A 26,455-nucleotide genomic window follows, 5' to 3' on the forward strand; every position below is an offset into this window, starting at 1 on the left:
TCTGCTCTTCAGAGAAGCGGCTACGTTTCATGTCCTGGTCCTCTCTATGGGCCAGAACGAACTTCAAACCGGATTAGATCAGAGGGGCAAGGTCACCTTGTCCCGGAGTGCTTGCAGAAGGCTCGGCGGCAGAATCGCGAACACCTCATTAATGTGCACTGGATGAACCAGCTCAACACCCGCACACAGTCTTAAAGCATCAGCTATCCGTGCGGCGTTCCCGTTCGCCTGCAGAGCATTTCGGCGCCAGAGCTCATCCTCCAGGTAGCTCAAGAGTTGCACTGACATGTAGCGCATCTTTGAGCACAAGTGCCCGGCGCGTTTGTGCATGAAGCTCAGTATCTTTGCGATTTCAGGATCGAAGGTGATCACCGCTTCCGCATTCATGGTTCCGTTCTTGATGGTGCCGAAGGTGAGAACGTCCACTCCAGCCTTCCAGGTCATTTCGGCGGGCGTTGCGCCCAGATGAACCATGGCGTTCGCTAAGCGCGCCCCATCAAGATGGACTTTCATGCCGGCATTATGGGCAATTGCACTCAGTGCGCCTAATTCGTCCATTTCATAAACCACACCGGCTTCCGTGGCTTGGGTGATGCTGAGTGCAGAGACCGCCATATGATGCACGTTGCCGATACCGTGACTTTGTAGGCCGCACTCCAATGCAGCAGGCGATATCTTATGGTGCTCACCTGCCAGCAAAGTCATGCGGCCACCACCGCTATAGAATTCGGGCGCCCCAGCTTCGGTCGTCACGATATGCGCGCGCTCGTGACAGAAGATCGTGCCATATGGTGGCGTGATGGCGCCGAGCGCGAGCCCATTGCCCGCAGTCCCCGTAGGCACCGGAAAAATGAAGGTTTCACGCTCAAAAAAGTTCGAATAGGCCTCCGCCAAGGTTGCGGTGAATCGATCTGCTCCGTAGGCCACCTCGACGCCTCGGTTGCAGTTCACGAGCGCGTTCATCACCTGTTCGCAGACCGGCGCGCCATTGTCTGAATTGAAGTGATAGGTTGCTATTTTAGATCCTCCCATTTCCGGCAAAGCCGCCACCAAATTCAGCGGAAGCATCCTGGAGGACATCCCATAGATAGTCGGCTGAAGCGAAATCAGTCAGCATATGCAAGCCGTAGGATCCGTCCGTAATTTCGCGGATTAAAACCGCGCTGATCCGCGCTACGATCGTCTGTGCGACCTCGCTTTGGAGGAAACGATCGCCACGCAAATCCACACTGCAAATCTTCGCCATCATTTGCGCAATCGAACTGCCCTCTAGATAGAGCCAACTATGGCTGTCGGCGCGGGGAAGCGGGTACCCGATGCGGCGCTCACCGCTCGCGTCGTCGGCATTCCAGCTTGCCTCCAGTTCGCTGCACACGCTACCAACCGCGTCTCGACCGGGCAGGACAAGGTACTCTTCCTTACCGAGCCGCGCGATGAGAGTGCCATCGGACAGGGTGATGGCTTTGTTGGGGGCGGCCGGGACGGCGCTGACCTTCGAACTCAGCCAATTCGTCGTCCCGTTGCCCTTGAAGCCGATCCGCGGCAGCGTCGACAGGTCACGGATGACGACATTCTCGTTCTGCGGAGTCTGGCTAGCGCCGGTCAAGCGGTGAGCGAACGGACTTCTGGCAATGGCGCCCACCTTACATCTCCTGCCGCAGATTTTCGGGATCGTAGAAATGGGGGGAAGCAACTTGCGCATGGTGCTCGCTTCCGTCACTTGCACGCAGCACAATTCGGCTTCCAAGATCGGCGTCCGAGCGGTCGGCATAGGCCAGACCGATGACTCGTCCCAAACTCGGCGAAAAAGCGATTGAGGTGATGAACCCTGCTATGGATCCATTCTTCACAACCAGATTAGACTCCTGGAGCCCAGCCATCGGCATCCGGTCGAGCACAAACCCGACCAGTTTTCGGCTCGACAACGTCTTGTTGCGGATCTCCAGACTGCGCTTTCCAATGAAAAAGGGCTTCGAGTTAGCGACTGCCCAGTTCATATCGAGCTCTTCAGGCGTGGTCATGCCGTCAGTGTCTTGACCGATAATCACATGCCCCTTTTCGAGCCGCATGAGCCGCTGAGCTTCAAGGCCGAATGGACGAATACTAAATTCTTTCCCTGCATCGCCAATGGCACGCCAGAGTTCTGACGCGAACCGTGACGGTACATGTATTTCGTAGCCAAGCTCGCCGATGAAACCCACTCGGAACACCCGTGCGGGGATCCCCGCTACCGTCCCTTCACGGTACGCCAGGTATGGGAAGTCTTGCGGCGATAAGGCAATGTCATCCGTAAGTTGTGCGAGTACCTTGCGGGCATTAGGTCCTGCCAGGTTAACCCCCGCATAAGCGGCCGTAACATTCGCGATATCCACGTCGAGTCGCCACTGGGCGTTCCACCACAGCATGTTGCGGTATATTCGATCCACGCCCGTGGTGGTCGCCGTGACATAGAAATAGTTTTCGCCGCGCCGACACGCGACACCGTCATCAATGACCGTCCCCGCCTCATTTGTCATAAGCAGGTAACGGGTCTTGCCAACGGGCAGCTTGACATAGGCAAACGTGTACATGCGATTTAGAAATTCGGCCGCATCGGCCCCCCGCACATCTAACCCGCCCAAAGTCGAGACATCGATCATACCTACGTTGTTTCTTGCGTTCACAACCTCTTCGGCAATGAGCCTCTTGGCATCGGGTTCATGACCATAGTAGGCGGGGCGCAGCCAGTTTCCCGCAAGCAGCCATGCTGCTCCTTGAGCGGTATGCTGTTCATGCATCGGTGTTTGGCGAAATGGCGTGAACTTTCGACCAGCCAAAGTCGCGATTTTCTCCGTTGTAACCGGCGGCCGGGCGGTGGTGACGCCCACCTCACTTATTGTCCGATTTGTGTATTTCGATACGAGCATTGCGGTTGCCAGAGCAGCATGCCGGCCTTGACTTGGCCCCATGCCGACGGTCGAAAACCGCTTTACGAGTTCAAGCTCGCGGTACCCGTCCGCAATGGCGTTCTTGATGTCCTTGACCTGAAGGTCTTCGTCAAAGTCGACAAAGTCCATTCCCTTCAGATGCGGGAAGATCGGGCAAGGATGATTTGGGGAACCTCGATCCCGAACTGGAAGCGCGGGCCGACGCTCGCTTTGATAGCCGCAATTGATCGCGGCCGCCAAGCCCTGACCCGCGCCATGAGCTATGCAACCGTCCAGGTCGAAAAATCCGTCGACCGATCCGGCAAGCAGAACGGCTTTGCCCTGCCCGTCGATGGTGAACTGCGCGGCCACGTCATCGTAAGCGAGCTTGCCACCCGCCTGCAGTGGCAGCTGATAGGCGGGAACATAGCCGACGGACATGCAGACCAGGTCACAATCGATCCTTCGCCGCCTCCTGCCTGCAGTGCCCTCCGCATCGATTTCGGCAAGCTCTACCCCACGGACGTGCGAATGCCCCTTTTCCGGTTGTGCCTCATGGAGGCACCATCCATCCAGAATTGAGACATTTCGTTGCGTTATCTCCGAACGCAACGGTCCGTGGTGACCGGCCTTACGGAGATCGCAAATTGCCGCCAGGTCGACGCCGGCTTCAAGAAGGTCAAGCGCCACGCCATAGGCGTCATCGTTGGCAGCGAGTATGACTGCACGATTACCAGGCTTGACACCGAACAGCCGAATGAGCCGTTGAGCCGCCGAGCCCTGCATGATGCCGGGCAAATCATTGTTTCGAAACTGTGACGGCTGCTCTATGAGCCCGGTCGCGAAAATGACCTGTTTAGCCCGCAGCTTGTATAGTCGGTTACCGCGAATTACCGGCAGCCAGTTATCAGCATACCATGCATTGCAGATCGCGTCGGTCCAGATCTCGATTTTGCTGTGGCCCTTGACCTCGCTGACAAGGTCCCTTTCGGTTGCCAGTCGCGCATAATTCAGCGCTCCGCCTATCCGTGGGTTCTCGTCCACCAGCAAGACTGATGCTCCCGCATCAGCCGCGGCAATCGCCGCCGCCATACCGGCGGGCCCTGCACCGACGACGACCACGTCGTACCAGCCATAGGCCTTGTCGTAATACCCTTGGGTGGGTTTCGTGACGTCGAGCTTACCCAGCCCAGCTTTGGCCCTAATGATGGGCTCCCACACCTTCTCCCATATTCCTTTGGGCTTATAGAAGGTTCGATAGTAAAATCCGACCGGCATGAAGCGCGAAAGCCTGTTCATGACGAACGCGCTATCCCTGCGTGCCGAATTCCCAACATTTTGGGCCCGTACCGCCAGACCGTCCGATATAGGATGACGATCGGCAAAGACGCTTACCTCGTTTCCGATCTGAACAAGGGTGTTCGCGTCTTGAGCGGCCATGGTCAGGATACCGCGTGGTCGGTGATACTTGAATGACCGTGACAATATCCATTCGCCGTTAGCCGCAAGCGCCGACGCGATTGTATCCCCCGCTACGCCTTCATACTCTCGCCCATCGAACGTGAACTTGAGTTTTCTTGATGCGTCGATTAGCAGCCCCTTGCGTAGCGTCGCGCTATTCATGACGCTTCTCCTAAAGGTCCATCTGCCGGTACAGGAAATGTGGCCAGAATCTCATCGGTCACTGTGTTCCGTTCCGCAAGGAACCAGAAGTTTGTTGGTGTGTGACACCACCACTCACGCACGACGCCCGCCGTATTGTTGGACATCCAGACGTACTCGGCCCACTCGTGGTCGCTCGCGCCGGACGGCTCAGGTTGCCGATGCACCTCTCCATGGCACTGGAACTCGGTTATGTTGCGTGGCCCGTTCAGAGGGCATGTCATCAACTTCACGATCGGGTCCTCAATGGCTTGCAGCGGTAGCGCCCATCTCGTTGACCAGATCGAAACTGTGGAACCGGCTCAACTGAAATGGCCTGATCTCGTCAGGAATGCGGTTTTCCGAAATGGCCTTCGCCAAGAAGAATCCGCTGGCCGGGGTCGCCTTGAAGCCCCAGGTGCCCCAACCTGCGTCCAGCCAATAGTTCGAGAGCGGACCCTGACCCATGATCGGACTGTAGTCCGGCGTCATATCGGTGATCCCGGCCCACTGGCGCAAGATCTTGAGTTCGCCAATGAACGGGAACATCTCCAACGCCGAAGCAGCAAGACTTTCCTTGAGCTCCAAGGTCGAGCGTGTGTTGTAAAGCTCGTATGGGTCTGAGCCGCCTCCGATGACGAGTTCGCCTCTCGCCGATTGCGAAACGTAGCAATGCAGAGCGGTTGACGACACCATCGGATCCAGGAAGGGTTTGACAGGATGGGTCACCATTGCCTGAAGTGGATAGCTGCGGATCGGCAGCTTCAAACCGGCCATCTTTGCTACGACCGAAGAGTAACCGGCGACGCATTGCACCACGGTCCCGGCTGAAACATCCCCGCGATTTGTGCGCAGGCGTGTGACTCTATCCCCGGAGACTTCCATCCCCAGGACTTCCGTCCTTTGATGAAGCTCGACCCCACGCTCACACGCGCGGATGGCATATCCCCACACGACTGCGTCGTGACGCGCGATGGCCGCGCTTGGGTGCCAAAGACCGCAAAGGATGGGCATACCCTTGATATCGACATTGAGCGAAGGCACTAAGCTTCTGATCTGCTGGCGATCAACAATCTCGTTAGCCTCACCACAAAAGACGCCGGCGTCGGCGCGCAGGCGAAGCGATCGCGAAACGCCGTCCGAATGGGACAACGTGAGCTGTCCCCGGCGGGAATACATCATGTTGTAATCGAGCTCATTGGCCAGGGATTCGTAAAGTCTCAGGGCGTTCGCATAGAACCGTATTGAGCGCTGATCCGTGTAGTTCGAGCGGATCACCGTGGTGTTGCGCGCGGTGTTCCCGCCTCCAAGATAGCCCTTTTCCAGAATCGCAACGTTGGTGATCCCATGGTGCTTCGCCAGGTGGTAAGCCAATGAGGCTCCGTGACCACCGCCGCCGATGATGACGACGTCGTAGTGGGATTGCAGATCCGGAGTGCGCGGTATCTCGTCGCGTTCGGGATAACGTCTTGAAAAGCCGTACTTTAGAAGCGCAAACACCATATTCCTCCCTCTAGGAGCGCGGCCGGGAAATGGACGCTTTGCTCGCTTGCAGGAGCGATGCCAATAACCGTCGTTTGGTCAAAGCGGGGTCCAATCATACGCGATGCGATGCGCATCCGCGCAGCCTTTCCAGGTTCGGCAAAACGTCGCGAGAACCCATATCGTGGGGACGTAAGTGCCATCTCAGGGGTCTACTTTCGGTAGCGGAATTGAGAACTGGTCGCTTCGCTCGATTGCGTGTGCGGCACGCAAGACAGTCATCTCGTCAAAATACCGGCCCACCAATTGCAGTGCGATCGGGAGACCCTGCGTATGCATAGCGCATGGCATTGTCAGCGCCGGGTGACCGGTCATATTGAAGAATGTCGTGAACCGGGTGATCGCGTTGCCGATCGCTTCGTTGACCCCGTTGCGTGTCACCTTGACGGTGCCCACTTTCTGGGCGATTTCGGGAGTCGCCGGGGTGAGGATCAGATCGACTTGGTCGAATAGCCTATTTGTCTGCTGTCGGTAGATCTCGATGAACCGCTTCGCTTTGACATAGTGCTCCGCCAGAATGCACTGCCCCAACGCCAAACCAGCCCGGAAATCCGCGGAATAGAGGTCGCCGCGCTCCTGCAAATAAGCCGAATGTGCACTCAGCGCTTCAGGCATCTGCACGGTGAGGGAGACTGTACGGCTATGTTCCATATCTGGGAATGTCACCGGCACAAGCTTTGCGCCGCTTGCAACGAGATACTCTTTCACACGCTCAAGAGCCTCGAGGATTTCGTTGTCCGCACGCTCGTAGTAGAAGTTGCTCGGAATACCGACGCGCAATCCTGAGATGTCCTGATCAAGCGCTTCAGGGTAATTTTCAACGGTCCGATTGACTGACGCGGAATCGCTGGGATCGTAGCCTGACACGATGGTCAGCAGATCGGCGCAATCGGCAATCGTGCGCGTCATCAACCCGACGTGATCCAGCGTCCAGCAATATGGCACCACTCCCGAAGTGGGGACACGTCCGATCGTAGGCTTAAAGCCGACAAGCCCGTTCAACGCAGCGGGCGCTCGGACGGAGCCACCGGTGTCCGTTCCAAGTGCCGCCGGCACGAGACCAAAAGCCACCGCGGCCGCTGAGCCGCTCGACGAGCCACCCGCAAGACGCGTCGGATCGTAAGCGTTGACGGCCGTCCCATAAACCTCGTTCTCGCCCGTTGCGCCGTATGCGAATTCATGCAGGTTCGTCTTGCCAAGACTAACCGCCTGAGCTGCCCGCAACTTGGCGATTGCAAACGCATCCTTTTTGGCAGTCCTGTCGTGGAAAACCCGCGATCCGGCGGACGTTCGAACACCCTGCACGTCGAACAAGTCCTTGGAGGCATACGGAATTCCGGCGAACGAGGAGCCATTCAAATCACCACGCGAGAGCCGCGACGCCTGTTCTCGCGCGGTATCGATCGTCGTCGTGATGAACGCCTTTGATTGTGGATTGTGTCGTTCGATCCTCTCGGCGAATGTATCCACAAGCTCGACTGGGGTTACCTCCCCGCGCTGAAGCATCGACCTCAGGTTCTTGACGCTTTGAAATGCGATATCGTTACTCATGCCTGTCTGCGCCTTGGACGCTCATAGCCGGCGGCGTGGTCCCCAAGTCGATTTTCCTCAGCTGTTCAAGCTCATTCAACAGATCTTGAAACCCGGTAATGAGCCCCAAGCGGGGATCGACCAACTCGTTTATTTCCTCTTCCGACCAGCTATGCGATGCCATCTGGGCGCATATGCCGGTCAGCGTAGCTTTTTTTAGTCTTTGCATGATGCCCTCGCAGAATGATCAAGAACAGCGTGCGCTGACATTCGACCAGCAGCGCACGCTTGTGAGTCATCAACGAATGATCGGGGTTTCCGGCGTCTTATTTGTCAATATCTCGCCGCCATTCTCCGTCACCAACACGGTATTGGAGATGAAATAATCTGCGACTGTTGTGTTGGTAAACCAGGAATGGGCATGAACAACCATGCCGACTTCAATCTTGCGGGTCGATTTCGGGAAAAGGCTCGTCACCATGGACCCGCCCGTCCAGCTGGGAGGGAAACCAATCCCTACAAGGTAACCGCAATGGTGGCGATGGTAGTCGACAAGGCCCCCGCTTGCCGCCACTTGATGCCAAGCCTCATAGGCGTCACCCGCATCCGCACCCGGCCGAAGCGCTTCGCAGATCGCCTTCATGCCGCGAACAGCGAGTTCAGCTGACTCTTCGACACCCTTTGGTGCGCTGCCGACATAAACAAGCCTGCCCATTGGAGACTGGTACTTGCGATATGATGCGCAGGTTTCAAGGAAGACGGCATCTCCGTTCCGGAATACCTCACCACGCCAGGTGGTGTGCTCTTCACCCAGGCGGCTAGTCGGGCGGATGAACGGGCCGAAACCAGGGTATTCGCTGCCCTCGAGGATCATCTTGTTGTGGTAGGCCGCCGCTACTTCGTAGTCCGACCCGCCATCCCGTATCGATGCCACCGCGGCCAACGTCCCAAGATCCACTGCATGAGCCGCCTTCCGGGTATATTCTATTTCAAGGGGCGACTTCACGAGACGCAGGTCATCGAGAATTCCGGAAGCGTCCACCCACTTTACACCCGAACGGTCATCTTGAATGCGCTCCGCGTGTCGAGGCGTGAGGAAGAGGCTGCGCTTCTCAATGCCGACGCGGGCACCGAGCAGGCCCAGATCCTTCATGGCTTGATGAACATAATCCGAGAGCTCCTCGTGATCCTTATGCCCGTAGAAGCGCGCGTTGTTGACCTGGTTCTCTACCGTTATCCGCTCCATTGCGCGGCAGCAGAGGCCCATCTCTCCGCTTTGATTCAGAACGAGCACATGCGCCGCGAAGAATCCCCAGTGATCAAGCCCGGTCAGGTAATAAATGTTCTCAGGAACGGCAATCAAGATGCCATCAAGGTTGTTCTCTTTGAGAGCCTTACGCGCATTCAGTATGCGACGATCAAGCTCATCTTTTGGAAAGGGTGAAAGGTAGGTCATGGACGCCCTCGGGTGCTGTATCCAGTTTTCAAGTCGGAAATAGGTATACCTCTCGTACCGTCACTTGCGAAAAATGACAAGAGCAATTTTCCAAAGTCGGCGCCATTTGCCCAAATTTGCGGGAAATTTCGACGGGACGGGAATACCCCCTTGCGGCCTCTCTGGCGCAATGGTATACCTCTTAGGGCAATTCTGCATAAACCCAAAAACAGAGGGAACGGATGAAAATGAAAGCTATCTTGGCTGCACTCGCCGCGACTGCTGCTCTATTTATCGGCGTCGCTCACGCCGACGGGCTGACGGACAGCGCTAAAGCTGGAAAACCAATACGCATTGGCTTTGCTCACGAAATCCCTTGGGCTTACCCGGGCGACAAGAACGAACCGCTGGGATTCGCGAACGCACTGGCGGTCGGCGTCCTAAAGTCGATGGGATACACTAATATCGAGCCAGTCGTGACCGATTGGGGTGGCTTGATACCGGGGCTTCAGGCAGGTCGCTTCGACATTATCACCGGCGGAATGTACATCACCGGCAAGCGTTGCAAGAACGTCGCTTTTGCCGAACCAATGGGGAAATTCGGCAACGCGTTTATTGTCAAAAAAGGCAACCCGAAAGGCATTCAGAACTATAAGGACATCAAGGAGAAGGACGCGACGATGGTGACTGTCTCCGGCTACGTCAATGTTGACGAGGCGCTTAAGGAAGGAGTCCCTGAAAGCAAGATTATGCAGGTGCCAGGCCCCACTGAACTGCTGGCTGCCGTTCGCGCGGGGCGAGCGGACGCTGGGGCTAGTAACTATTTCGATGCCAAAAATCTGGCCGCTAGCGCACCTGACGAAATCGAAGTGACTGACCCGGCCGCTCTACCTGATTGGACGAATAATTGGGTAGCGATTGCATTCAAGCCAGAGGACAAGGACTTTCTGAAGGCGTACAACGAGGCCCAGGCAAAGTACCTCGGTTCGCCGGAAATGCTTGAGGCCGTCGGGAAGTTTCAATACACGAAAGCTCAGCTTCCGGGCGATGCAAAAACCGAATGGGTCTGCGCCAATCGGTAACAATGAGTTGGCTGACGAGCCGCATGAGGCAGCTCGTCAGCATTGCCGAAGCGAGCTCCTATGACATACGCCTCCTTCCTTGCGGATTATGGTAGCCGGTTTGTAGACGGTGCGCTCGTAACCGCCATCCAATTCCTTTGCTCCTTGGGTCTGGCCGTGGTGGTGGCCAACCTCTTCGGCCTGATGCTGCTATCGTCAAACCCGACGCTAAGGAGAGCCGCAGTAGGCTACGTCGAGTTTTTTCGCGGCACCTCACTGCTGGTTCAGCTTTTTTGGTTGTTTTACGTGTTGCCCCTGTTTGGCATCACGCTGGACAATTTTCTCACCGGATTTCTTGCAGTTGGCCTAAACCTTGGGGCCTACGGCGCTGAGCTGGTTCGAGGTGCCATACAGTCAGTGCCCCGTGGCCAGTGGGAGGCATCTTACGCGTTGTCGATGTCGCCAGCCCAACGCATGCGAAGGATTATCCTCCCACAGGCCTTTGTCACCATGCTGCCGGCTTGGGGAAACCTGGTGATCGAGCTGCTCAAAAGTACCGCCCTGGTGGCGTTGATAGCAGTTCCTGACCTCATGTTTGAAGCGCGCCAGCTGAACAATACAACTTATTTATCTACCTGGACTTTTGGAACAGCGCTGGCCATCTACTACGTCTTCTCTCGCTTTCTCATCACGCCTTGTATGCGCTGGACCGAGCGCGTCATGGCTCGGCGGATAGGAAGGGCTTGAGTGATGAAGTGGGACTTCGCATTCACAGCCGAAATCCTACCCAAGATGCTTTGGGCTACGGGCAATACCCTTTTGGCTGCTGGCATGGGATACGCCATTGCCGCTGTCATTGGTCTCTTGTTCGCACTTGCTCAGCGAACACCGCTACGTATTCTGACGTATATTACTCGGGAAATTGTCGAGTTCATCCGCTCAACCCCCCTCGTACTGCAGATCTTCTTTGTGTATTATGTTGGGCCGGAATACGGGCTCTACCTGAGCCCTTGGGTGGCAGGCATGATCGCTATCGGCCTGCACTATGCTGCCTATCTCTCTGAAGTTTATCGGGGTGGCATTGAGTCCGTCCCGAAGGGGCAATGGGAAGCATGCACCGCCATCAATCTAACGACGATGCAGACCTATCGGCGTATTGTTTTGCCGCAGGCTCTCCCACCAGCAATTGCTGGGATGGGAAACTATCTGGTCGCCATTTTTAAAGATACTCCGATTCTTTCTGTAATTGGTGTTGCCGAATTGATGCAGGCAGCAAACGCTGTAGGCGGGCAAAACTATCGCTACCTTGAGCCTTACACGATGGTGGGCGTTATTTTCTTAGTTATCTCACTGACCTCCGCGCGCGCCATTCGTTGGTTTGAAGCGACTGTTCGCCGTAAGTTAGGAATGCAATGATGGAAGATCTCTCGTCATATCCCCTCGAGCTCGGCGGTCCAAACATACCGATGGTACGGTTCATGAAGGTCCGTAAAAGCTATGGCGACCTTATCGTTCTGGACAACCTGAACTTGGACATCGCAGCAAGTGAAATGGTCACCATCATCGGCCCATCGGGGTCCGGCAAAACGACAGTCCTGCGCATGCTGATGACCCTCGAGACCATTAACGGTGGCGTCATCTATGTCGATGGCAAACCCCTCACCCACATGCCGCAAAACGGCGTGCTGGTGCCGGCTGATGCAAGGTACCTGCGAAAAGCACGCTCCTCGATAGGAATGTGCTTCCAGCATTTCAACTTGTTTCCCCACATGACGGCGATACAGAACTGTATGGAGGGGCCGGTCTTGGTCTTGGGTCTCTCGCGCCGCGAGGCTCAAGAGCGTGCCGAAGAGCTTCTCGTGATGGTTGGCATGATCGACAAGAAGGATCAACATCCCTCCCGGCTTTCGGGTGGCCAACAACAGCGCGTAGCGATTGCCCGCGCCCTTGCGATGCGGCCCAAGGTTATGTTGTTTGACGAAGTCACCTCTGCCCTTGATCCCGAGGTAATCGGCGAAGTCACGAATGTGATTAAGGATTTGGTGTTCAAGCACAGGCTGACCATGCTTATGGTCACGCATCAAATGGGTTTTGCTCGTGATATTTCCGATCGCGTCTGCTTTTTCTATGGTGGAAAGATTGAAGAACAAGGCAGTCCTGCTGAACTGTTTTCCAATCCCAAAAGCAAACGAACGCAACAATTTTTGAGCGCAGTCAAAGCGGCGGATTGATGGTCGGGACTCCTATCAGAATTGGAATAGCTGGGATTGGCGCCATAGGCTCGTCAGTGGCACACGCATTGGATCGGGGGCAAATAGTTGGGTGCGAACTGGTGGCTATCTCGGCCCGGAGCCAAAATCGGGCCGCAGAGTTCAATGCGACTTTAAACAGTCGTGTTTCCTGCCTCTCGTTTGAAGATTTGGCTAAAGAGTGTGATACAGTTTTGGAGGGTCTCCCGCCCCAGATGTTCGACGCTATCGCGCTGCCTGTCTTGAGCGCCGGCAAGACTCTCATAGCTATGTCTGCGAGCCAGCTACTCGGTCGAGAAGATTTAGTGGAGTTGGCGCGCCGCATGGGAGGGCGAATTGTGGTCCCATCCGGGGCGATCCTTGGGCTCGACGCCATCAAAGCCGCGGCAGTTGGTGAGATCCGAAAGGTGAAGATCCGCACCTGCAAACCACCAAGGAGCCTTGCAACCGCACCTTATGTCGTCCGCAACGGGTTGAACTTGGAAAGTCTTGAGGAAGCCGTTTGCGTTCTAAGAGGCACCGTAAGCGACGTGGCGAAGGAATTCCCAGCCAACGTGAATGTCGCTGCGGCTCTGAGCCTGGCGGCTCTCGGACCGGACCGCACGCAGATGGAGATTTGGGCAGATCCAAGTCTAACGTTTAACACCCACAACGTAGATGTGGAATCCGACAGTTCGAACTTTTCCATGTTGATACAAAATCGACCAAGCGACGAGAACCCGGCGACCGGACGTATAACCTCGCAGAGCGTGATAGCGTACTTACGTCAAATGAACTCGACCTTGCGTGTTGGAACGTGACGGATGTCGTACATACCTTGCTGCAGCCTCGAGAAAGCTAGCGATGACACGCCACAGCCCCCTCTTACCTACTAACGAAATCACCTTGACACCTCCTGAGGATCAAGAGGGGGGGTTGGAAGGCGACAGGCAGCTCACCGGCAAAATGAGCAAACAGGATATATACCTCGAGTTACGGCGCCGGATATGTCTCCTTGACTACCAGCCAGGTAGCCGCCTCAATGAGAGGGAACTTGCATCAGAATTTGGTGTCAGTCGGACACCGCTACGAACTGTCTTGCAACGCCTGGAGTACGACGGTCTGATCGTAAGCCAGCACGGCAATGGTACTGAAGTCACGTCGATCGATCTGAGCTCTATGCGCGATATATACATCGTTCGGATGCGATTGATGGATGCCATGGCCGAGTCTTCACCACTTCCAGTAACTGACGATAACCTCCGCGAAATTCAAGACTTGGAGCTAGCGTGTCGCCAACTCTTAGATACCAAAGATAAACGCCAGTTTGCCGAGATTATTATCCGCTTACATAGGATTTTGCATAGCTTGAGCAGCAATGGCCCGCTAAGGGATTTCAACGATATCCTGTTCTTTCAATCGGCGAGATTCTGGTTCTTGCTTCTCGAAAAGATGGATTTCCGTCAGCAGGTAGAAGACCTTCTTGACGAGCTCCGCATGATACGGCGAACCCTCGAGCTTCGGGATGTCCGTCTGGTCGCCACGGTTCATAAGTCGCATTTGGCGATGGTGCTATCCAGGCTAGACGCGATGGAAGCAGCTAGCGCAGACCGATTTGTATTTTGAAAACTGAGACGGCATTCGATATTGGTGGCGCCATATGAACCTGCCGACAATTGGCTTTATTGGAACCGGCGACTTCTCCGCCTACTTAATAGCAGCCCTGCGAAGGGGTGGGTTTGGCGGTCGAATTCTTCTCTCGCCCTATAGCCGAGTCAAGGCAGAGCGGCTTGCCGCCACCCACGGCTGCATAGTAGCCGAGGATGACGCGAGAATGTTCGCCGAGGCCGACTGGATCCTTCTGGCGGTGCGGCCCGAGCAGCTTGCCAATACTTTGCCCAATCTGACTCTGCGCCCAGAGCAGGTATTAATTTCAGCTGTCGCAGGCGCCACAATTGCCGAACTGCAGGCGGCGATAGGCAAAGACATATCGGTGGTCCGCATCATGCCATCGAGTTACATTGATACGATTGATAGAGGCCTCGTACCCATATATCCCGCCTCGGACGACGTGGCAGTGGTACTGGGCACGGCAGGTAGGATTGTGACCTTCGAAACCGAAGATCAATTCGAACTTGCCATGGTGGGGGCCTGCCTCGCCGGGTGGATCTATAGCTTCATAGCAACGCTCGAATCTTGGTTCTTGGAGCGTGGGCTCACGTCGGCTCAAGCGAGGCTAGTTGTTGCGGGAAATATCGCGGGAGCGGCTGGCTACGCGCTGGCGCGGGAGGAGGTGTCACTTGACATCGTATCTGACGGGATCGCAACGGAAGGCACCTTTACAAAGTTAGGGTTGGACCATCTTGCCGCAAGGCAAGCCCCTTTGCCCTGGTTAGAGGCTCTCGATATCGTCTTCCGAAGGCTGAACTTGTTGACCTAGTCACGTGATCGACAGCGGAGACACAAGCATGGAGCCGGTCTCCCGCGGTCTCTGCAGTGCATTCCTGCCGAACGAAGCAGGCCTGGCGGAGCCGAGGTAATTTTCCAACGAAAGCCAGTTCCCCGACGAGGATTTTCGTAGATTGGGCTGGCCTAGGCAACCTACCAGAGATTTGAGAACCTCACATCTAAGCTGATAGTCAGATCGCTCGGGGACGAGGATCCGGATCCTCTCCATCCCGGTCCGCGGATACTCAAGTTGCGCCGGCGTAACCGCCTTGCAGCACCAGTCCAATTTGGTTTGTCCGGTACCGCGGCCCAAGGCGCTACCGTTAGGCGCTACACGCGCCATCCTGCGCTCAGGGATTATGTGGGCTGCGCAGCGGCCACTGGGAACCCCTGCCCTCAGCACTAGGCCTCGCGCCCAAGCTATACACAGCTGACGACTAGGACGGCGGCAAACCACGCAGAAAACCTGTCAATACGGGAAAAACCTTGACATCACGCAGCACGCGTCGTAATGCTGTATACATCATTATCTTCGAATTAAGTGGCGCAGAGTTTCGCCAACGGAGAACCGCATGGACGACAAGCTGTATGGAAGTCGTGACAAGCGCGGGCAGTGGTCACCTCATAAGCGACCCGCGCGCGAGCCCTTGTTTGTATGGCCGGCCCAACCGAGAAAGTTTCTCGTATGGATGTTCGGGTTTCCTGGATATCTGTGGCCCTGGAACGCGCTCCTGATCGGCATCTCCGTTGTCGCGTGGGTTTATCTAACGCCCACAACGGATACGATGAGAGAGCTCCGCATTGGCTGGGTGGCGGCCATTCTCCTGCGCAACGCCGCGCTGGCCCTTCTTGTATATGGTGGACTGCACATGCTGTTCTACATTCAGCGTCGCCAGGACACAAACTTCAAATACAATTCGAAGTGGCCCGACACCGACAATTCCGTATTTCTGTTCCGGAGCCAGACCGCCGAAAATGTCTTTTGGACCATGTGTAGTGGTGTGCCTGTCTGGACGGCGTACGAGGTGCTCGCGTGGTGGATGTATTCGAATGGTTACACCATGCAAGTGGATATAACGCAGCACTCAATCTACTTTGTCGGTCTACTCTTTATAACTCCGGCTTGTTTAAAGCTGCAGTTTTACATGGTCCACCGTTTGATCCACGTTGGGCCTCTCTACCACGTCATCCACAAGGTGCATCACAATAACGTTAATCCAGGGCCATGGTCGGGCTTGTCGATGCATACGTTTGAACACATCCTGTATTTCTCGGGAGTGCTGTTCTTTTTCCTCGTGCCCTCTCATCCGATGAACGTGATGTTCTGCCTCATGATCCAGGCGCTAATCCCGGCGTTAGGCCATCTGGGCTTCGACAAGATCGTTTCCGAAGGCGGTAAACATCTCGATTCCGATGGGTACTACCACTACCTGCATCACAGGTATTTTGAGGTAAACTACGGCGACACGTTAATTCCCTTCGATGAGTGGTTCGGTACGGCGCACGATGGCTCGCAGGAGGCCGACGAGGCGATGTACAAACGAACGAAAGCCAAGAACTTCAGCCGTGGCGGGTCCAAGGTATAGGTTCTGCCAGCCTGCACTTTCTCCAAGTTTGGATGCCCGATTAGCGCTGTGCAGCTAGTTGGCACGGCGGTTCTACATCATCGGTAGCCGTGTTTGTATTGCCAGCTAGATTCGAGAGGAAAGAACATGACTAAAATAGGAGAGTGGGTCGAGGTGTGCACCTCGGATGCGATAGCGCCCGAGGAAGCAATGCGGTTCTCCCATGGAGAGCGCTCGTTTGCGATCATCCGGTCGCTAGAGGGTAACTTCTTCGCGATTGACGGGCATTGTAGCCATGAAAAGGTTCATCTCGCAGACGGCATAGTCGACGGTAACATCATCGAATGTCCCAAGCATTTTGGGACGTTCGACTACCGAACTGGCGAGGCCCGAGCTTTGCCCGCTTGCGTCGATCTCCGACGGTACGAGATCAAGGTGGATTCCAATGTTGTGTTCATCAAGATCTGAATGGACCTATCGGGAGAAGTAAGATGTCGCATGGATACCTGGCCGCAACGGCACGCTTTGCGAGCGAAATAAGGTATTCGGTTAAATCGTCGGACGAAAAAAATTATGAAGAGCAAGCTGTGGGACCGAAGATTGTTGAGCAACGATTGGCCATCCGGCGCGGTAACGTTGTTGGACTGCCAGCATGAAACAAGAACGTGCCATGATAGTTGTCGGTGCGGGCGAGGCCGGAACGGCTGCGGCTGTTGCCTTAAGGCAGGGCGGGTGGCCCGGGCGCGTCATTCTGATCGGCAGTGAAGCTACGCTACCTTATGAACGGCCGCCACTATCAAAAGGCCTTTTGACCGAGGGCGAAGATAGCGGACCGAAGTTCCTTATCACTGCCCAGCGGTTGACAGAATTGGCAATCGACTACCTTGCAGGGGTCAACGTTCTATCGATCGATCGGGCGACAAATACCGTGTCGCTTCAAGGAGGCGAGCTCTTAGCTTACGAGCGTTTGCTCTTGGCAACCGGCGCCCGCCCGCGAACGCTAGGTGTTCCAGTCGACCCAGAATGTCGCATGGTTACACTTCGTACCTACGCCGACGCTGTAGCTATTCGACAGACCCTCAGGCCAGGATGTGGTGTCGTAGTGATCGGTGGCGGTTTCATCGGGCTTGAAGTTGCTGCAAGTGCGGTATCCAGGGGCGCCTCTGTGACGGTGCTTGAGGCCGGCCCACGACTGCTCATGAGAGCGGTTCCCGCCAGCATCGCTGAGCGGATTAAAGCAAAGCACCTGGACGCCGGCGTACGCATTGAACTGGATGCTACGGTTGCTGGTATCGAGGCCGTCGAAGAGCAATCTCTGGTATCATTGGCCGACGGTCGCTCATTCCCTGCCGATCTAGTGCTGGTCGGAGTCGGTGCGGTCCCAAACGTAGAACTTGCACAGGCAGCCGGGCTAGCGATCGAAAAAGGGATTGCGGCGAGCGACACTCTTGCTACCTCCGATCCTGACATTTTTACGGCCGGCGACTGTTGTTCTTTCCCGCATCGTCTTTACGGCGAACGAATGCGGCTAGAGGTGTGGCGGAATGCATGGCAACAAGGCGCGATTGCAGCGGCCAACATGTTGGGGTTGGGCTCGGCGTATGAGAGTGTCCCGTGGTTCTGGTCAGACCAGTACGACGAGACGCTCCAGATTGCTGGAATTTATAGTAATTCTGATGCCGCTATTAACAGGGATCTTGGCGACAAGGGGCAGATCTGCTTCTACTTAGCGCCAGACGGACGGTTAGTGGCGGCCTGCGGATTTGGCAGTCTTGCCACCATAAGTAAGGATATACGCATCGCCGAGACGATGATTGGGCGGCGTATCCGCCCAGATGCCGACGCGCTTGCAAATCCGGCAATCGCCATCAAATCTTTAGCGAGTTAGCATAGAAGGCGGCCGCCCTACAGCAATGACCTAGCAAGTTGATCTGATACCGACATGTTTGGAAAAGCGGAGCAAGTGACAATCGGAGTTGCTGAGAATGAGCGGAGAAGAGGAATCAAAGAAGGTAGGTGCGATCGAGATCCACGACCTGTTGAGAGATCGTATTTGCCTTCTAGAGTACGCTCCAGGAGCAATGCTTCGCGAGAATGATATCGCCGTTGAATTCCACGTCAGTCGGACACCAGTGCGTGAAGCTTTCCAGCGCCTGTCGATTGAAGGACTCGTGGAGGTGAGAAACGGCATTGGTACTTTCGTGACACCTTTTGACCCCGTTCAGTTGCGTGAGGTGTTTGACCTTAGGATTGAAATGGCACAGCTTTTTGGGCGAATTGGAGCACGTGATGCGACGAGAGCGGATGTGGATGTGTTAGAGACTTTGCTTAACCGGTCGGACAATTTGGCAGAGAAATTCGATGTCGGTGAGCATTGGCAAATCAACCACATTCTCCACTTCGCGATTAGCGATCTCTTGCTGAATAGAGTGTTCCTTGACGTGTGGCATAATCTTTACTTTAGGGCGGCCCGAGCCTGGTATGAAATGTCCCGCGACATCTGGCCAGATTCGGTTCGATTGCTACAGCTAGAGATAACTGATCTGCTCACAGCAATGCGAGAGAATGACATCGAGGCAATCGGTTACATCAAACGAAACTACATAAAGTTTTCTTGGAAGCGGATCTCATCAAAGTAGCAAGCTTAGCACCGCTTCTGCCCGACTTCTGATGCCAGCGATCGGCCCATTGTAGGCGGGCAGAACGCACAACGGCTACGGCTGAATTTTTCTCGCAAGCACAATACCAGGGGGAATTTGTATATGGACGTACGCGCCGCTGTTGCTGTTCAGGCTGGAAAGCCTCTCGAAATCATGACCGTGCAACTCGACGGCCCGCGTGATGGTGAAGTGCTAGTCGAGATCAAGGCGACCGGCATCTGTCACACTGACGAGTTCACGCTGTCGGGCGCCGATCCCGAAGGCCTGTTTCCGTACTAGTGCCAATTCCGATTAACGACATTCGTGTTACCGAGCATCGCTTGGAAGGGATGTTGTTCCCGCCTGAATCATCGCCTGACGGCTGCGGATAAGGAGTTGGACCAACATCTGCTCGAACTGAACATGGGAATTGCGCCTCGTTCGCCAGCCTCGACGTTCGTTCCACACTGCCTTTTTATGCGACTTTCGAAGCACAAATCATGAACATTGATGACGGGGATATTGGGCTCGATTCGCCACCGGAAGTCAGCTTCGCGCCGCCTTCGCGACCTTCATGGCCGCGATACACAATCTCGTAAGCGGCCCTTCGTTAATGTCGGTTCTGGCTAGCCGCGAAACGGTCAACCTTGACCATCGCTGGTGGAAAGCAGCCTGTCCGCTTTCGGGGGCAAGTTCAATAATTTCGGCCACCATTCGTTTATCGAGCAATCCACTGGTTTTGCCGCCTCACTAAACTAACTCTCGGGGGCTAAACCGCTATTTTTGGTGCTTGGCAATTGCACCTATCCCATTTGCGGCTGTGGGACCGTCGCCAATCTGGCAGCCAAAGTGCTGCTTGTTACAGGTGCAATTGATATGGCTCGCCACTGACTGTTGCTGAGGCGACATCGAGTTCGAATTGATACCGCGAAAGGTCGTCGTCCCATCCAACAGGCTTTGCCGAGCGCGCGACTTCATATCCGGCCGGGTCGATCCAGGTGAGGGCTGCCGCATTGGCCAGAGGCGACACCGCTAGCCGCGCCCGCCGGAAGTCCGCAGATGGACGAACGAGCGCAACCTCGACAGTCGCGATGTGCTGGGGACTTCGGGCAAAACGAACGGGCGCGCGCGCGTCTACCCAGTCGCGGATTGCCGTTGGATCCAGCAGCGCATTAGCGTCCGTTTCCTCGGCACGTGCTTGGTAATAATGTTTGGCGTCTGATTCCGCTTGGGGGCGATCTAACGCGTCGCCCCGGGCCAGCAGGAATGCCGCCACGGGATCGAGCGTGCCCCACCCGATCAACTCTTTCAGCCAGAAGGCGATCCAAGGCAGGCCGGTACGTGGCCAATCTGCGATCTCGAGTGCGCGGATCGGCTGTCTACCATCGCTCGAATCCAGCAAAAGTCCAATGACGCTGCCAAGCCCCCAAGAGCCGCGGTAAATGAAATTTTCGGCGACGAACGAAAACCAATTGGTAATTTCAGTAGGCTTGGGCTGCCGGCTTAGCGTCGCTTTCGCCAGCCACCACCGCAGGATTTTTGGCCAGTCGTCGAAGTTCTTCTTGCGGCCAAGGGTCCGTTTGATCTCGAAGGACGGAACTTCTGACAGAAGCGCCAAGACGCCTTGAGCATAAGAAAGCTGCTGTTCAGCACTCCACCGGGCGTAGTCCTTCCCTTCGCCAAGCTTCGTGCGTACCGCCTCTGCCCGATTGAGGAGTATACGACCCGATCGCGGCGACAGGCTGGTCCGGTAGAGACGGCGCCGTTCGCCTACCTCCGGGTAATGTCGTTTGATGGCACGACCCCGTGCGAGCCAAACTGCAGCCAGCTGCGCTTCGCCACGCGAGGCTGCAAAGGCATAGGTGCGACGCCAGATCGTCGTCAGCTCCGTCTCGAGTGCTGGACCGACAAGCTCGATCGATAGCAAATCCTCGATCTCTTGGATCGATGCGATCAGGAACGCATCTAGCGAGTCGAGATACTCATGCGCGAGCGGAATCTCCGAGAACTCCGTGGCTTCAACGGCCGTTTGATCAAGCCAAGACAGGAACTCGTCTTCGCTCTCGCCGCCAGTCAATGCGATCCAGGCCGTCCGCAAGGCATCGAGCAGGTGGCGCAGCGGACTCGAAGCCTGGTCGTCCGGCACCAGCGACACGGCAGCGTTTGTCGCCGATTCTAGGTCGCGGATGAGTTGCTCATATCCGTTCCACTGCCTGCTGTAAGAATACACGGTTTGGCCGTATCGATTGGTCTCGGTGGTACGTCTCGGCAAGACCACGAGCGCGTTACCTTCGGTAGCTACACCTGGCCGGCCGGCTCTACCGATCAGATTGCTGAACTCCTGCAATGGCAGCAGCGTGTCGGCTCGATAGACGCTTGGGATAAGGAGATAGTTGACCGGGATATTGACGCCCTCCGAAAGCGTCGACGTCGCGATAATTACCCGGATATAGCCGCGGTCGATGACCGTCTTCAGCCTCCGGGCGAGCAGGCTGGGCATCTTGCCGTGGTGGAGCGCTATGCCGTGTGCCAGCAGGCGATATTCGACCGAGTTGACTGAGAAGTAATCCGCGGCGGCGGCAAGGCATCGGATCCAGGCGCCGTCTTCCAGATTGACCGCGCGGTACGCCGGAAGCGGCCAATCCCGCCAAGCATCCATCAGCTCTACGCATGTTTTTGCAAAGCCGGAGGCATTTTGGGTAAGCGATATCAGCACCGAGGGGGTCGAACCATCCGGACGCCGTGCTGCGAGGTTGAGCGCCGCCCACAGCGTTGGCGCCCGCATTCTTAGCTCCGGCCCGTCATCGCCTTCGAGGCCGGGCGGGGAGGGAGGGAACGGGTCGCTGACGAATGGCGTATCGGCGCGCGTCATGTCTTCGAACTTCAGCGACCGCCCGTCCATCAGGTCGTAACGGATTGTGCATTGCCCGGCGTCGCTGACTTCGAGTCGCCCCAACATTTGTCGTGTACTACGGTAGCTCGAAGCGATCGGTTCAGCGTCTGGTGATCCGGTGATCCACCGTGCGAGCGCGGGCGCCGCCCGTGCCGCGACGGCGGAGAGTGCGACGATCCGAAAATCGAACTGGCTGCGGGCACGCATCAACCGCGATCCCAACTGCTCAAGGCGGAAGGAGCGCGAAGACCCGTCCTGCAAGCCGGCGAGTCGGGTCGTATCCTGATCGACCATATGCGCCTCGTCGATGATGACGGTGCGCACGCGAGCGAGAAACAGGACGCCAAGGTAGCGCAGCAGCGCGTCCGCCTTCTCGAACGTGCAGATCACCACCGTCGGCTGATCGGTCTGGACCCAAGCGTCGGTCGGGCCCCAGTCGACGCCACCGTACAAGCCAGTCACCACCACGGGACTTGCCGAAATCCCACGCAGATCTTCCGTGAGGCGGCCCTCAACTTCCGCAGCAAGCGCACGTGACGGGACGAGATACAGAACCAGGTTGCCGAGCGTCGGCGGGTTAGTGACACCCGCTCCAGAATCCGCGAACAGGCCCTGCACGGCGCCCAGCGTCGCCACCGTCGTTTTTCCGGAACCCGTAGGTGTGCACAGGACGAACGAAGTATTCTCGCGTAACCGCTCGATTCCAACAGCCTGAGCCGGCCAGACAAGCGCGCGGCGATTGATATAGGCCGACCGCGCGAACTGCGTTAGGGCAGCGCCGGCGGCGGCACTCGAAACAAAACGCAGTTGTTCGATCTGGGGCCACATGCTCGTTTCGACGAACCGCCGGGCGCTTGCCGCTGTCAGCCGCGCGAGGAGATAGGAAAAGGGATCACGGCTATGCAGATAGCTCACCGCAAGGCGCTCCAACTTGATGATCGCCCGCTCTACCGGCACGTCGCTGCCCATGCGCAAATGCGCGCAAATGGTGCCCACGCACATAATGATATGCTGGACCGTCGCATTCTCTAGGTCCGGGGCATCGCCACTCCTGTGCGAAGCTGATTGCCGAGTGTTCCAGAAGCTTTGCGTGGCCTCGAACGTCGCAGGAAAATCAGCGCGCAGGAAATTTTGGAGCAGTTCGGACAACGGCTCCTCAGCGGGAAGCAGGCGGAGATGACCGATCGCCATCGCCGGAAAGTCTGCCAATTGGTACGCGGCAGCGGCCAGCAGATGCAGCGGTGCACCTTTCGGTCTCAGATCAGGCTGCGATAGCCATTCCAGTATTTCTGCCGCGCGCTTGATGGCGGTGCGCCATGGCGATGCTAGGTCAGCACTCCGTTCGAGCCAGCCACTTTCGAGCAGCAGCATGGCTTCGTCGAGCAAGCCGACCACGTCGCCTCCGGAAAAGCTCGCAAGGCCGTCGCGGCCCATGTCTCTGCGCAAGCGCTGGCTGTAGAGCCTGGCCTGACTTCCCGTCAGGGCCTGGGTCGCCAGCACCGTACGGATTCCGGCGGCCATCGCCACTGTTGCGGGATGGGTCACCTCAGCCGCCCCGGTACACGATGTCGATCACACCATCGAGATTCTCAAACTGGAATTCCATAGCCTCTAGATTGCGTGGCAAGGTGTATGCGGGGTGGGGGGCGTCGTGTGGCAGCCAGCTGATCTTTGTCGCCGGCACGACTGGCGAATTGCCGACGGCATAGACGACACCGTCGTGCCGATGCGCCGTTTTAAACCCTTCGCGGTAAAACTGCAGGAGGGCGTATTGCCAGAATTCTGCGTGAGGCGTCGTATACTCCTGCAGCAGGTTGATGAGCTCGCGCACGCCGCTCGGGCGATTCCCTCCGATGACCAGCTTCGCGTGAGCTTCGCTCATGGTAGCGTTATTGCTCACCGTAAGGCACTTGGCCTCCAGTGTGAGAATGTCAGTAATCGCACCTGCTGCGTCGATCCTAAATGCCAAGCCGTCATCGCCCGTTCGACCTGGGCGGCGTTCGGCGACCGCGTCCGGGTCATGCGGCACGCCTGCCAACAGTCGCTCGTTGATTAGCTCAAGATGTTGAAACTCCTGATCGTGAAACCGGAACAGCAACGCTGGGACATGCCAGTCCGGATGTCCGATGGCCCCAAAATGTTCGACCGCAAGCGCTGCGAGCGTTTCACCGAAATAGCCTTTGAGGGAGGCTTGATTGAGCATCGCGGGGTAGTTTGCGGCGGGGTCATGAACGGGATCGTTGAAGGGTGACAAATCGTCTTCGAAGCCGGATCGCAGGCGTTTGCGGGCGTCGTCAAGCGCCTCTTGCACATAGGCGATCAGTTCGTTCTTCAGCGGTGCCAAGGACGCATGGTCTTCTCGCCACACGCGCAGCCGGTACTTAGGATTTGGGACCGGTAATGGCTGATTTACGAGCCAGCCGTTCAGAAAAGGCTGCGGCAGCTTGAGAAACCGAATCATCTTAGCTTTGTCCCGATCTGCCAAGCCCCACTAAGACCAAACCCCGTTGGCGTAAGGCTGCGACGAGCTGTGTATATCGTGTGTACGCCTTCGGGAAGATGCCGGGAGGGCTCCCTGTAGGCGCGCTTGCCTATCTGCCTTACGGCGAGGGCTTGCGCCTGATCGTCAGCGCCGATCTAAATGTGAGTGAGTACGCGTCGATCGCCATCTTTACGACCGGCACCCCCAGCGCTCGGCAAGCAGCGCGGACAGCGCTTTCATCCGCCTCGCCGATTCGCGACCCGAGGAAGATTTTGGTGACGGTTTTGGGATCTCGGTAGTGTGCCTCGCCCTGGTTGTCCTTGAACAGACGCCACTCCCGTTCACTTGCCCAACGGACAGTTTTGCTCGAGAGGCACAACCGCGCACGGTCTACCGCAAGGCTTTTGTCGTTGAGCAGCACAGGTTCGCTCTCGGAATACATCATCCTCGTCAGGGCAATCTTCGTGTCCAGGCCCTTGAGGAGCCGATTGACGTTGTACTGCACGCACATGCCAGCGAACTGATCGGCGTAATGTGCCCACATCGGTTCGTGATCGAAGACCTCCGACAACGAAGCAATCCCCGTCTTCTGCAACGCATCGTGGACGCGCGCGGCGCTCTTCTCTCCTAATGGGTTCTGCGTAAACCGTGCCGATGGGCGATATAGGCCCTCCATAGGATCGTTCATGACGGAGAATGCAGGGCAGTAAATATAGTGGCCGACCAGTGCATTCAGTTCCTGCTCGGCCTTCGGTCCCAAAGGCCGATAACGGTACAGATTGGATGGCTTTGCATAGATCTTCAACTGCGCCACGTGTGCCGTTCCCCCGCCTCGTGACTGCGACATAGCACGGCTGCGATGACCGCGGGAGAAGGCAGTGAATGACCGCTTGTGGGTCGTGGCGGTTGCAATGCCCCCGAAAGCATGGACCTAACGGATGAACGGAGGGCAGCTATCCGCATGGCATTGGCCAGTTAAACAAACAGCGTGGACCTATCGCAAATTTTCGGTAAGGGGCTCCGTGAGCATTTCTACAATGCCGCTAAGGGAATTTGAAGTTGTTTGGATTGAAGCGGTTAGCGCAGATAGGCAGATCGGCCTGAAGCGTTCGAGGGGGCGGTCAATTTCATTCCGGTTAGCGCGATATGTGCCCATGGCACGGTGCGACATGGGAAAGCACTCGTCGGGGATGACGATGCCCTGGCTGCGGATATAATCGACGGCGCGGCTGAGAAGCTCCTCGTCGGCCAAGGCCGATAGACCAAGGGCGCGGCAGATTGCCGTCGCCTTCGACAATTTCCTCCATGCGGAAGGCCGTGGCGCGGTGTTCTTCGATCCGCAACTCGGAATGGGTCTCGATGCCGAAGCGTGCTTTCAACGCGATGCCCTCCAGGTTCGAAAGGGTCCCATATGAATTGCAACTGATTCAGTAACATCAACAGTGTCGGTTAAATGTTTGAGAAACTGTTGCAAGGAGTGGCCCTGCCTTATTGTAATTTGCAACAGTCCGCATACAATCATTGGATTACTGTTGATATGATTGATTTAATTGGATTAAATAACGACCAACGTCGCGAAAAGATCAATTCCGATCAACGGTTCGCAGCGCTTAAGGAAGCCCAAAAAAGGTGAAGAGCTTTCGAGGATCGCTCGTTTGGCACACCGTAAATGGCATCGATCATCTGATGCGAAGCTACTACGACTCCACCAGTGCACGGCGCCAGAAGGTCGAAGGACGTCGCTCACCAGCGACCGAAGCTCAGAAAGCGGGTTGGGAAGAAGCTCGCGCATCCGCCCAGGAAACGCTCTCCGCGCGACAGGAGCAGATCGAGCGCCAATCCGCAGTCAATCGAGCGCTCAGACTTGGACGTGTCCCTCTCCTCGCCGCACGAATTATCAGGGCAATCGATGATGCCGGTCTTCTCGGCGGAGGCATTCGCATTGCGGGAACGAATGCGATCTATGCCTATGAGGCGGCGGCCGGAGTGTTTGTGGGTCACATCCACGGACGACATTGACCTCCTCATGGATGCGCGCCAATCCCTCAGAATCATGGCTAGCACCAACGTCGAGGACGGAGCGCT

At 56.5% G+C, this 26,455-nt stretch carries 22 protein-coding genes and 1 pseudogene; 13 read left to right on the forward strand and 10 right to left on the reverse strand.

Going from position 1 to position 26,455, the window contains the following annotated elements; translation table 11 throughout:
* Nucleotides 1-78: 78 nt before the first annotated feature.
* The 7 genes from ABID19_RS28175 to ABID19_RS28205 all read right to left on the reverse strand — a co-directional run bounded on the left by ABID19_RS28175 (nt 79) and on the right by ABID19_RS28205 (nt 9,075).
* A complete protein-coding gene (locus ABID19_RS28175) occupies nt 79-1,068 on the reverse strand; it encodes a threonine aldolase family protein (protein WP_354494166.1) in 990 nt (329 codons plus the stop codon).
* The gene (locus tag ABID19_RS28180; RefSeq protein ID WP_263805086.1) at nt 1,019-1,642 is read right to left on the reverse strand and encodes a sarcosine oxidase subunit gamma family protein; all 624 of its coding nucleotides are present in this window, start codon (nt 1,640-1,642) and stop codon (nt 1,019-1,021) included. Before ABID19_RS28180 ends, ABID19_RS28175 begins: the two co-directional genes overlap by 50 nt.
* Nucleotide 1,643: 1 nt before the next feature.
* Nucleotides 1,644-4,529 (reverse strand): 2Fe-2S iron-sulfur cluster-binding protein, encoded by a 2,886-nt coding sequence (locus tag ABID19_RS28185; RefSeq protein WP_318528272.1) that lies wholly within the window; start codon nt 4,527-4,529, stop codon nt 1,644-1,646.
* Nucleotides 4,526-4,792, reverse strand: coding sequence for a sarcosine oxidase subunit delta (locus ABID19_RS28190; protein ID WP_245951940.1), 267 nt, complete (start codon nt 4,790-4,792; stop codon nt 4,526-4,528). Before ABID19_RS28190 ends, ABID19_RS28185 begins: the two co-directional genes overlap by 4 nt.
* A 19-nt stretch (nt 4,793-4,811) precedes the next feature.
* Entirely contained in the window at nt 4,812-6,050 is a 1,239-nt protein-coding gene (locus ABID19_RS28195) for an FAD-dependent oxidoreductase (protein ID WP_263805084.1), read from the reverse strand.
* 183 nt (nt 6,051-6,233) lie between these two features.
* Nucleotides 6,234-7,640 (reverse strand): amidase, encoded by a 1,407-nt coding sequence (locus ABID19_RS28200; RefSeq protein WP_263805083.1) that lies wholly within the window; start codon nt 7,638-7,640, stop codon nt 6,234-6,236.
* Nucleotides 7,641-7,917: 277 nt separating this feature from the next.
* Nucleotides 7,918-9,075 carry a M24 family metallopeptidase gene (locus ABID19_RS28205; protein ID WP_263805082.1) on the reverse strand — a complete coding sequence of 386 codons (1,158 nt, stop codon included), beginning with the start codon at nt 9,073-9,075 and terminating at the stop codon, nt 7,918-7,920.
* Nucleotides 9,076-9,302: 227 nt separating this feature from the next.
* On the opposite strand from ABID19_RS28205, the gene ehuB reads away from it, so the two are divergent.
* The 12 genes and pseudogenes from ehuB to ABID19_RS28265 all read left to right on the forward strand — a co-directional run.
* Complete coding sequence (gene ehuB / locus ABID19_RS28210) at nt 9,303-10,136, forward strand: ectoine/hydroxyectoine ABC transporter substrate-binding protein EhuB (protein WP_354494167.1); 834 nt, start codon at nt 9,303-9,305, stop codon at nt 10,134-10,136.
* A gap of 60 nt (nt 10,137-10,196) precedes the next feature.
* Nucleotides 10,197-10,862, forward strand: a complete 666-nt coding sequence (gene ehuC, locus ABID19_RS28215; RefSeq protein WP_263805080.1) for an ectoine/hydroxyectoine ABC transporter permease subunit EhuC — start codon at nt 10,197-10,199, stop codon at nt 10,860-10,862.
* A 3-nt stretch (nt 10,863-10,865) separates the two neighbouring features.
* Nucleotides 10,866-11,531 carry an ectoine/hydroxyectoine ABC transporter permease subunit EhuD gene (gene ehuD, locus ABID19_RS28220; protein ID WP_172235024.1) on the forward strand — a complete coding sequence of 222 codons (666 nt, stop codon included), beginning with the start codon at nt 10,866-10,868 and terminating at the stop codon, nt 11,529-11,531.
* Entirely contained in the window at nt 11,531-12,346 is an 816-nt protein-coding gene (gene ehuA / locus ABID19_RS28225) for an ectoine/hydroxyectoine ABC transporter ATP-binding protein EhuA (protein WP_318528271.1), read from the forward strand. Before ehuD ends, ehuA begins: the two co-directional genes overlap by 1 nt.
* Entirely contained in the window at nt 12,346-13,164 is an 819-nt protein-coding gene (locus tag ABID19_RS28230) for an aspartate dehydrogenase (RefSeq protein WP_263805078.1), read from the forward strand. The genes ehuA and ABID19_RS28230 overlap by 1 nt, the downstream gene beginning before the upstream one ends.
* Nucleotides 13,165-13,207: 43 nt before the next feature.
* On the forward strand, nt 13,208-13,969 hold the full coding sequence (locus ABID19_RS28235) for a GntR family transcriptional regulator (protein ID WP_263805076.1): 762 nt from the start codon (nt 13,208-13,210) through the stop codon (nt 13,967-13,969).
* 34 nt (nt 13,970-14,003) lie between these two features.
* The gene (locus ABID19_RS28240) at nt 14,004-14,783 is read left to right on the forward strand and encodes an NAD(P)-binding domain-containing protein (protein WP_263805074.1); all 780 of its coding nucleotides are present in this window, start codon (nt 14,004-14,006) and stop codon (nt 14,781-14,783) included.
* Nucleotides 14,784-15,363: 580 nt separating this feature from the next.
* Nucleotides 15,364-16,377 (forward strand): sterol desaturase family protein, encoded by a 1,014-nt coding sequence (locus ABID19_RS28245; RefSeq protein ID WP_263805072.1) that lies wholly within the window; start codon nt 15,364-15,366, stop codon nt 16,375-16,377.
* Nucleotides 16,378-16,503: 126 nt separating this feature from the next.
* Nucleotides 16,504-16,824 carry a non-heme iron oxygenase ferredoxin subunit gene (locus ABID19_RS28250; RefSeq protein WP_263805071.1) on the forward strand — a complete coding sequence of 107 codons (321 nt, stop codon included), beginning with the start codon at nt 16,504-16,506 and terminating at the stop codon, nt 16,822-16,824.
* A 184-nt stretch (nt 16,825-17,008) separates the two neighbouring features.
* On the forward strand, nt 17,009-18,244 hold the full coding sequence (locus tag ABID19_RS28255; RefSeq protein WP_263805070.1) for an NAD(P)/FAD-dependent oxidoreductase: 1,236 nt from the start codon (nt 17,009-17,011) through the stop codon (nt 18,242-18,244).
* A gap of 97 nt (nt 18,245-18,341) precedes the next feature.
* A complete protein-coding gene (locus ABID19_RS28260) occupies nt 18,342-18,995 on the forward strand; it encodes a GntR family transcriptional regulator (protein WP_263805069.1) in 654 nt (217 codons plus the stop codon).
* A gap of 123 nt (nt 18,996-19,118) precedes the next feature.
* Nucleotides 19,119-19,289, forward strand: a pseudogene (locus ABID19_RS28265) (S-(hydroxymethyl)glutathione dehydrogenase); the annotation flags it as partial.
* 565 nt (nt 19,290-19,854) lie between these two features.
* On the opposite strand, the gene ABID19_RS28270 reads toward ABID19_RS28265, so the two are convergent.
* The 3 genes from ABID19_RS28270 to ABID19_RS28280 all read right to left on the reverse strand — a co-directional run bounded on the left by ABID19_RS28270 (nt 19,855) and on the right by ABID19_RS28280 (nt 25,184).
* The gene (locus tag ABID19_RS28270; RefSeq protein ID WP_263805068.1) at nt 19,855-23,433 is read right to left on the reverse strand and encodes a DEAD/DEAH box helicase; all 3,579 of its coding nucleotides are present in this window, start codon (nt 23,431-23,433) and stop codon (nt 19,855-19,857) included.
* Between the two features lies 1 nt (nt 23,434).
* Entirely contained in the window at nt 23,435-24,349 is a 915-nt protein-coding gene (locus tag ABID19_RS28275; RefSeq protein ID WP_263805067.1) for a hypothetical protein, read from the reverse strand.
* Between the two features lie 139 nt (nt 24,350-24,488).
* On the reverse strand, nt 24,489-25,184 hold the full coding sequence (locus ABID19_RS28280; RefSeq protein WP_263805066.1) for a DUF2971 domain-containing protein: 696 nt from the start codon (nt 25,182-25,184) through the stop codon (nt 24,489-24,491).
* Between the two features lie 815 nt (nt 25,185-25,999).
* On the opposite strand from ABID19_RS28280, the gene ABID19_RS28285 reads away from it, so the two are divergent.
* A complete protein-coding gene (locus tag ABID19_RS28285) occupies nt 26,000-26,389 on the forward strand; it encodes a nucleotidyltransferase domain-containing protein (protein ID WP_263805065.1) in 390 nt (129 codons plus the stop codon).
* Nucleotides 26,390-26,455 lie beyond the last annotated feature (66 nt).

The sequence above is a fragment of the Mesorhizobium robiniae genome (assembly GCF_040545535.1).
Taxonomy (GTDB): Bacteria; Pseudomonadota; Alphaproteobacteria; order Rhizobiales; family Rhizobiaceae; genus Mesorhizobium; species Mesorhizobium robiniae.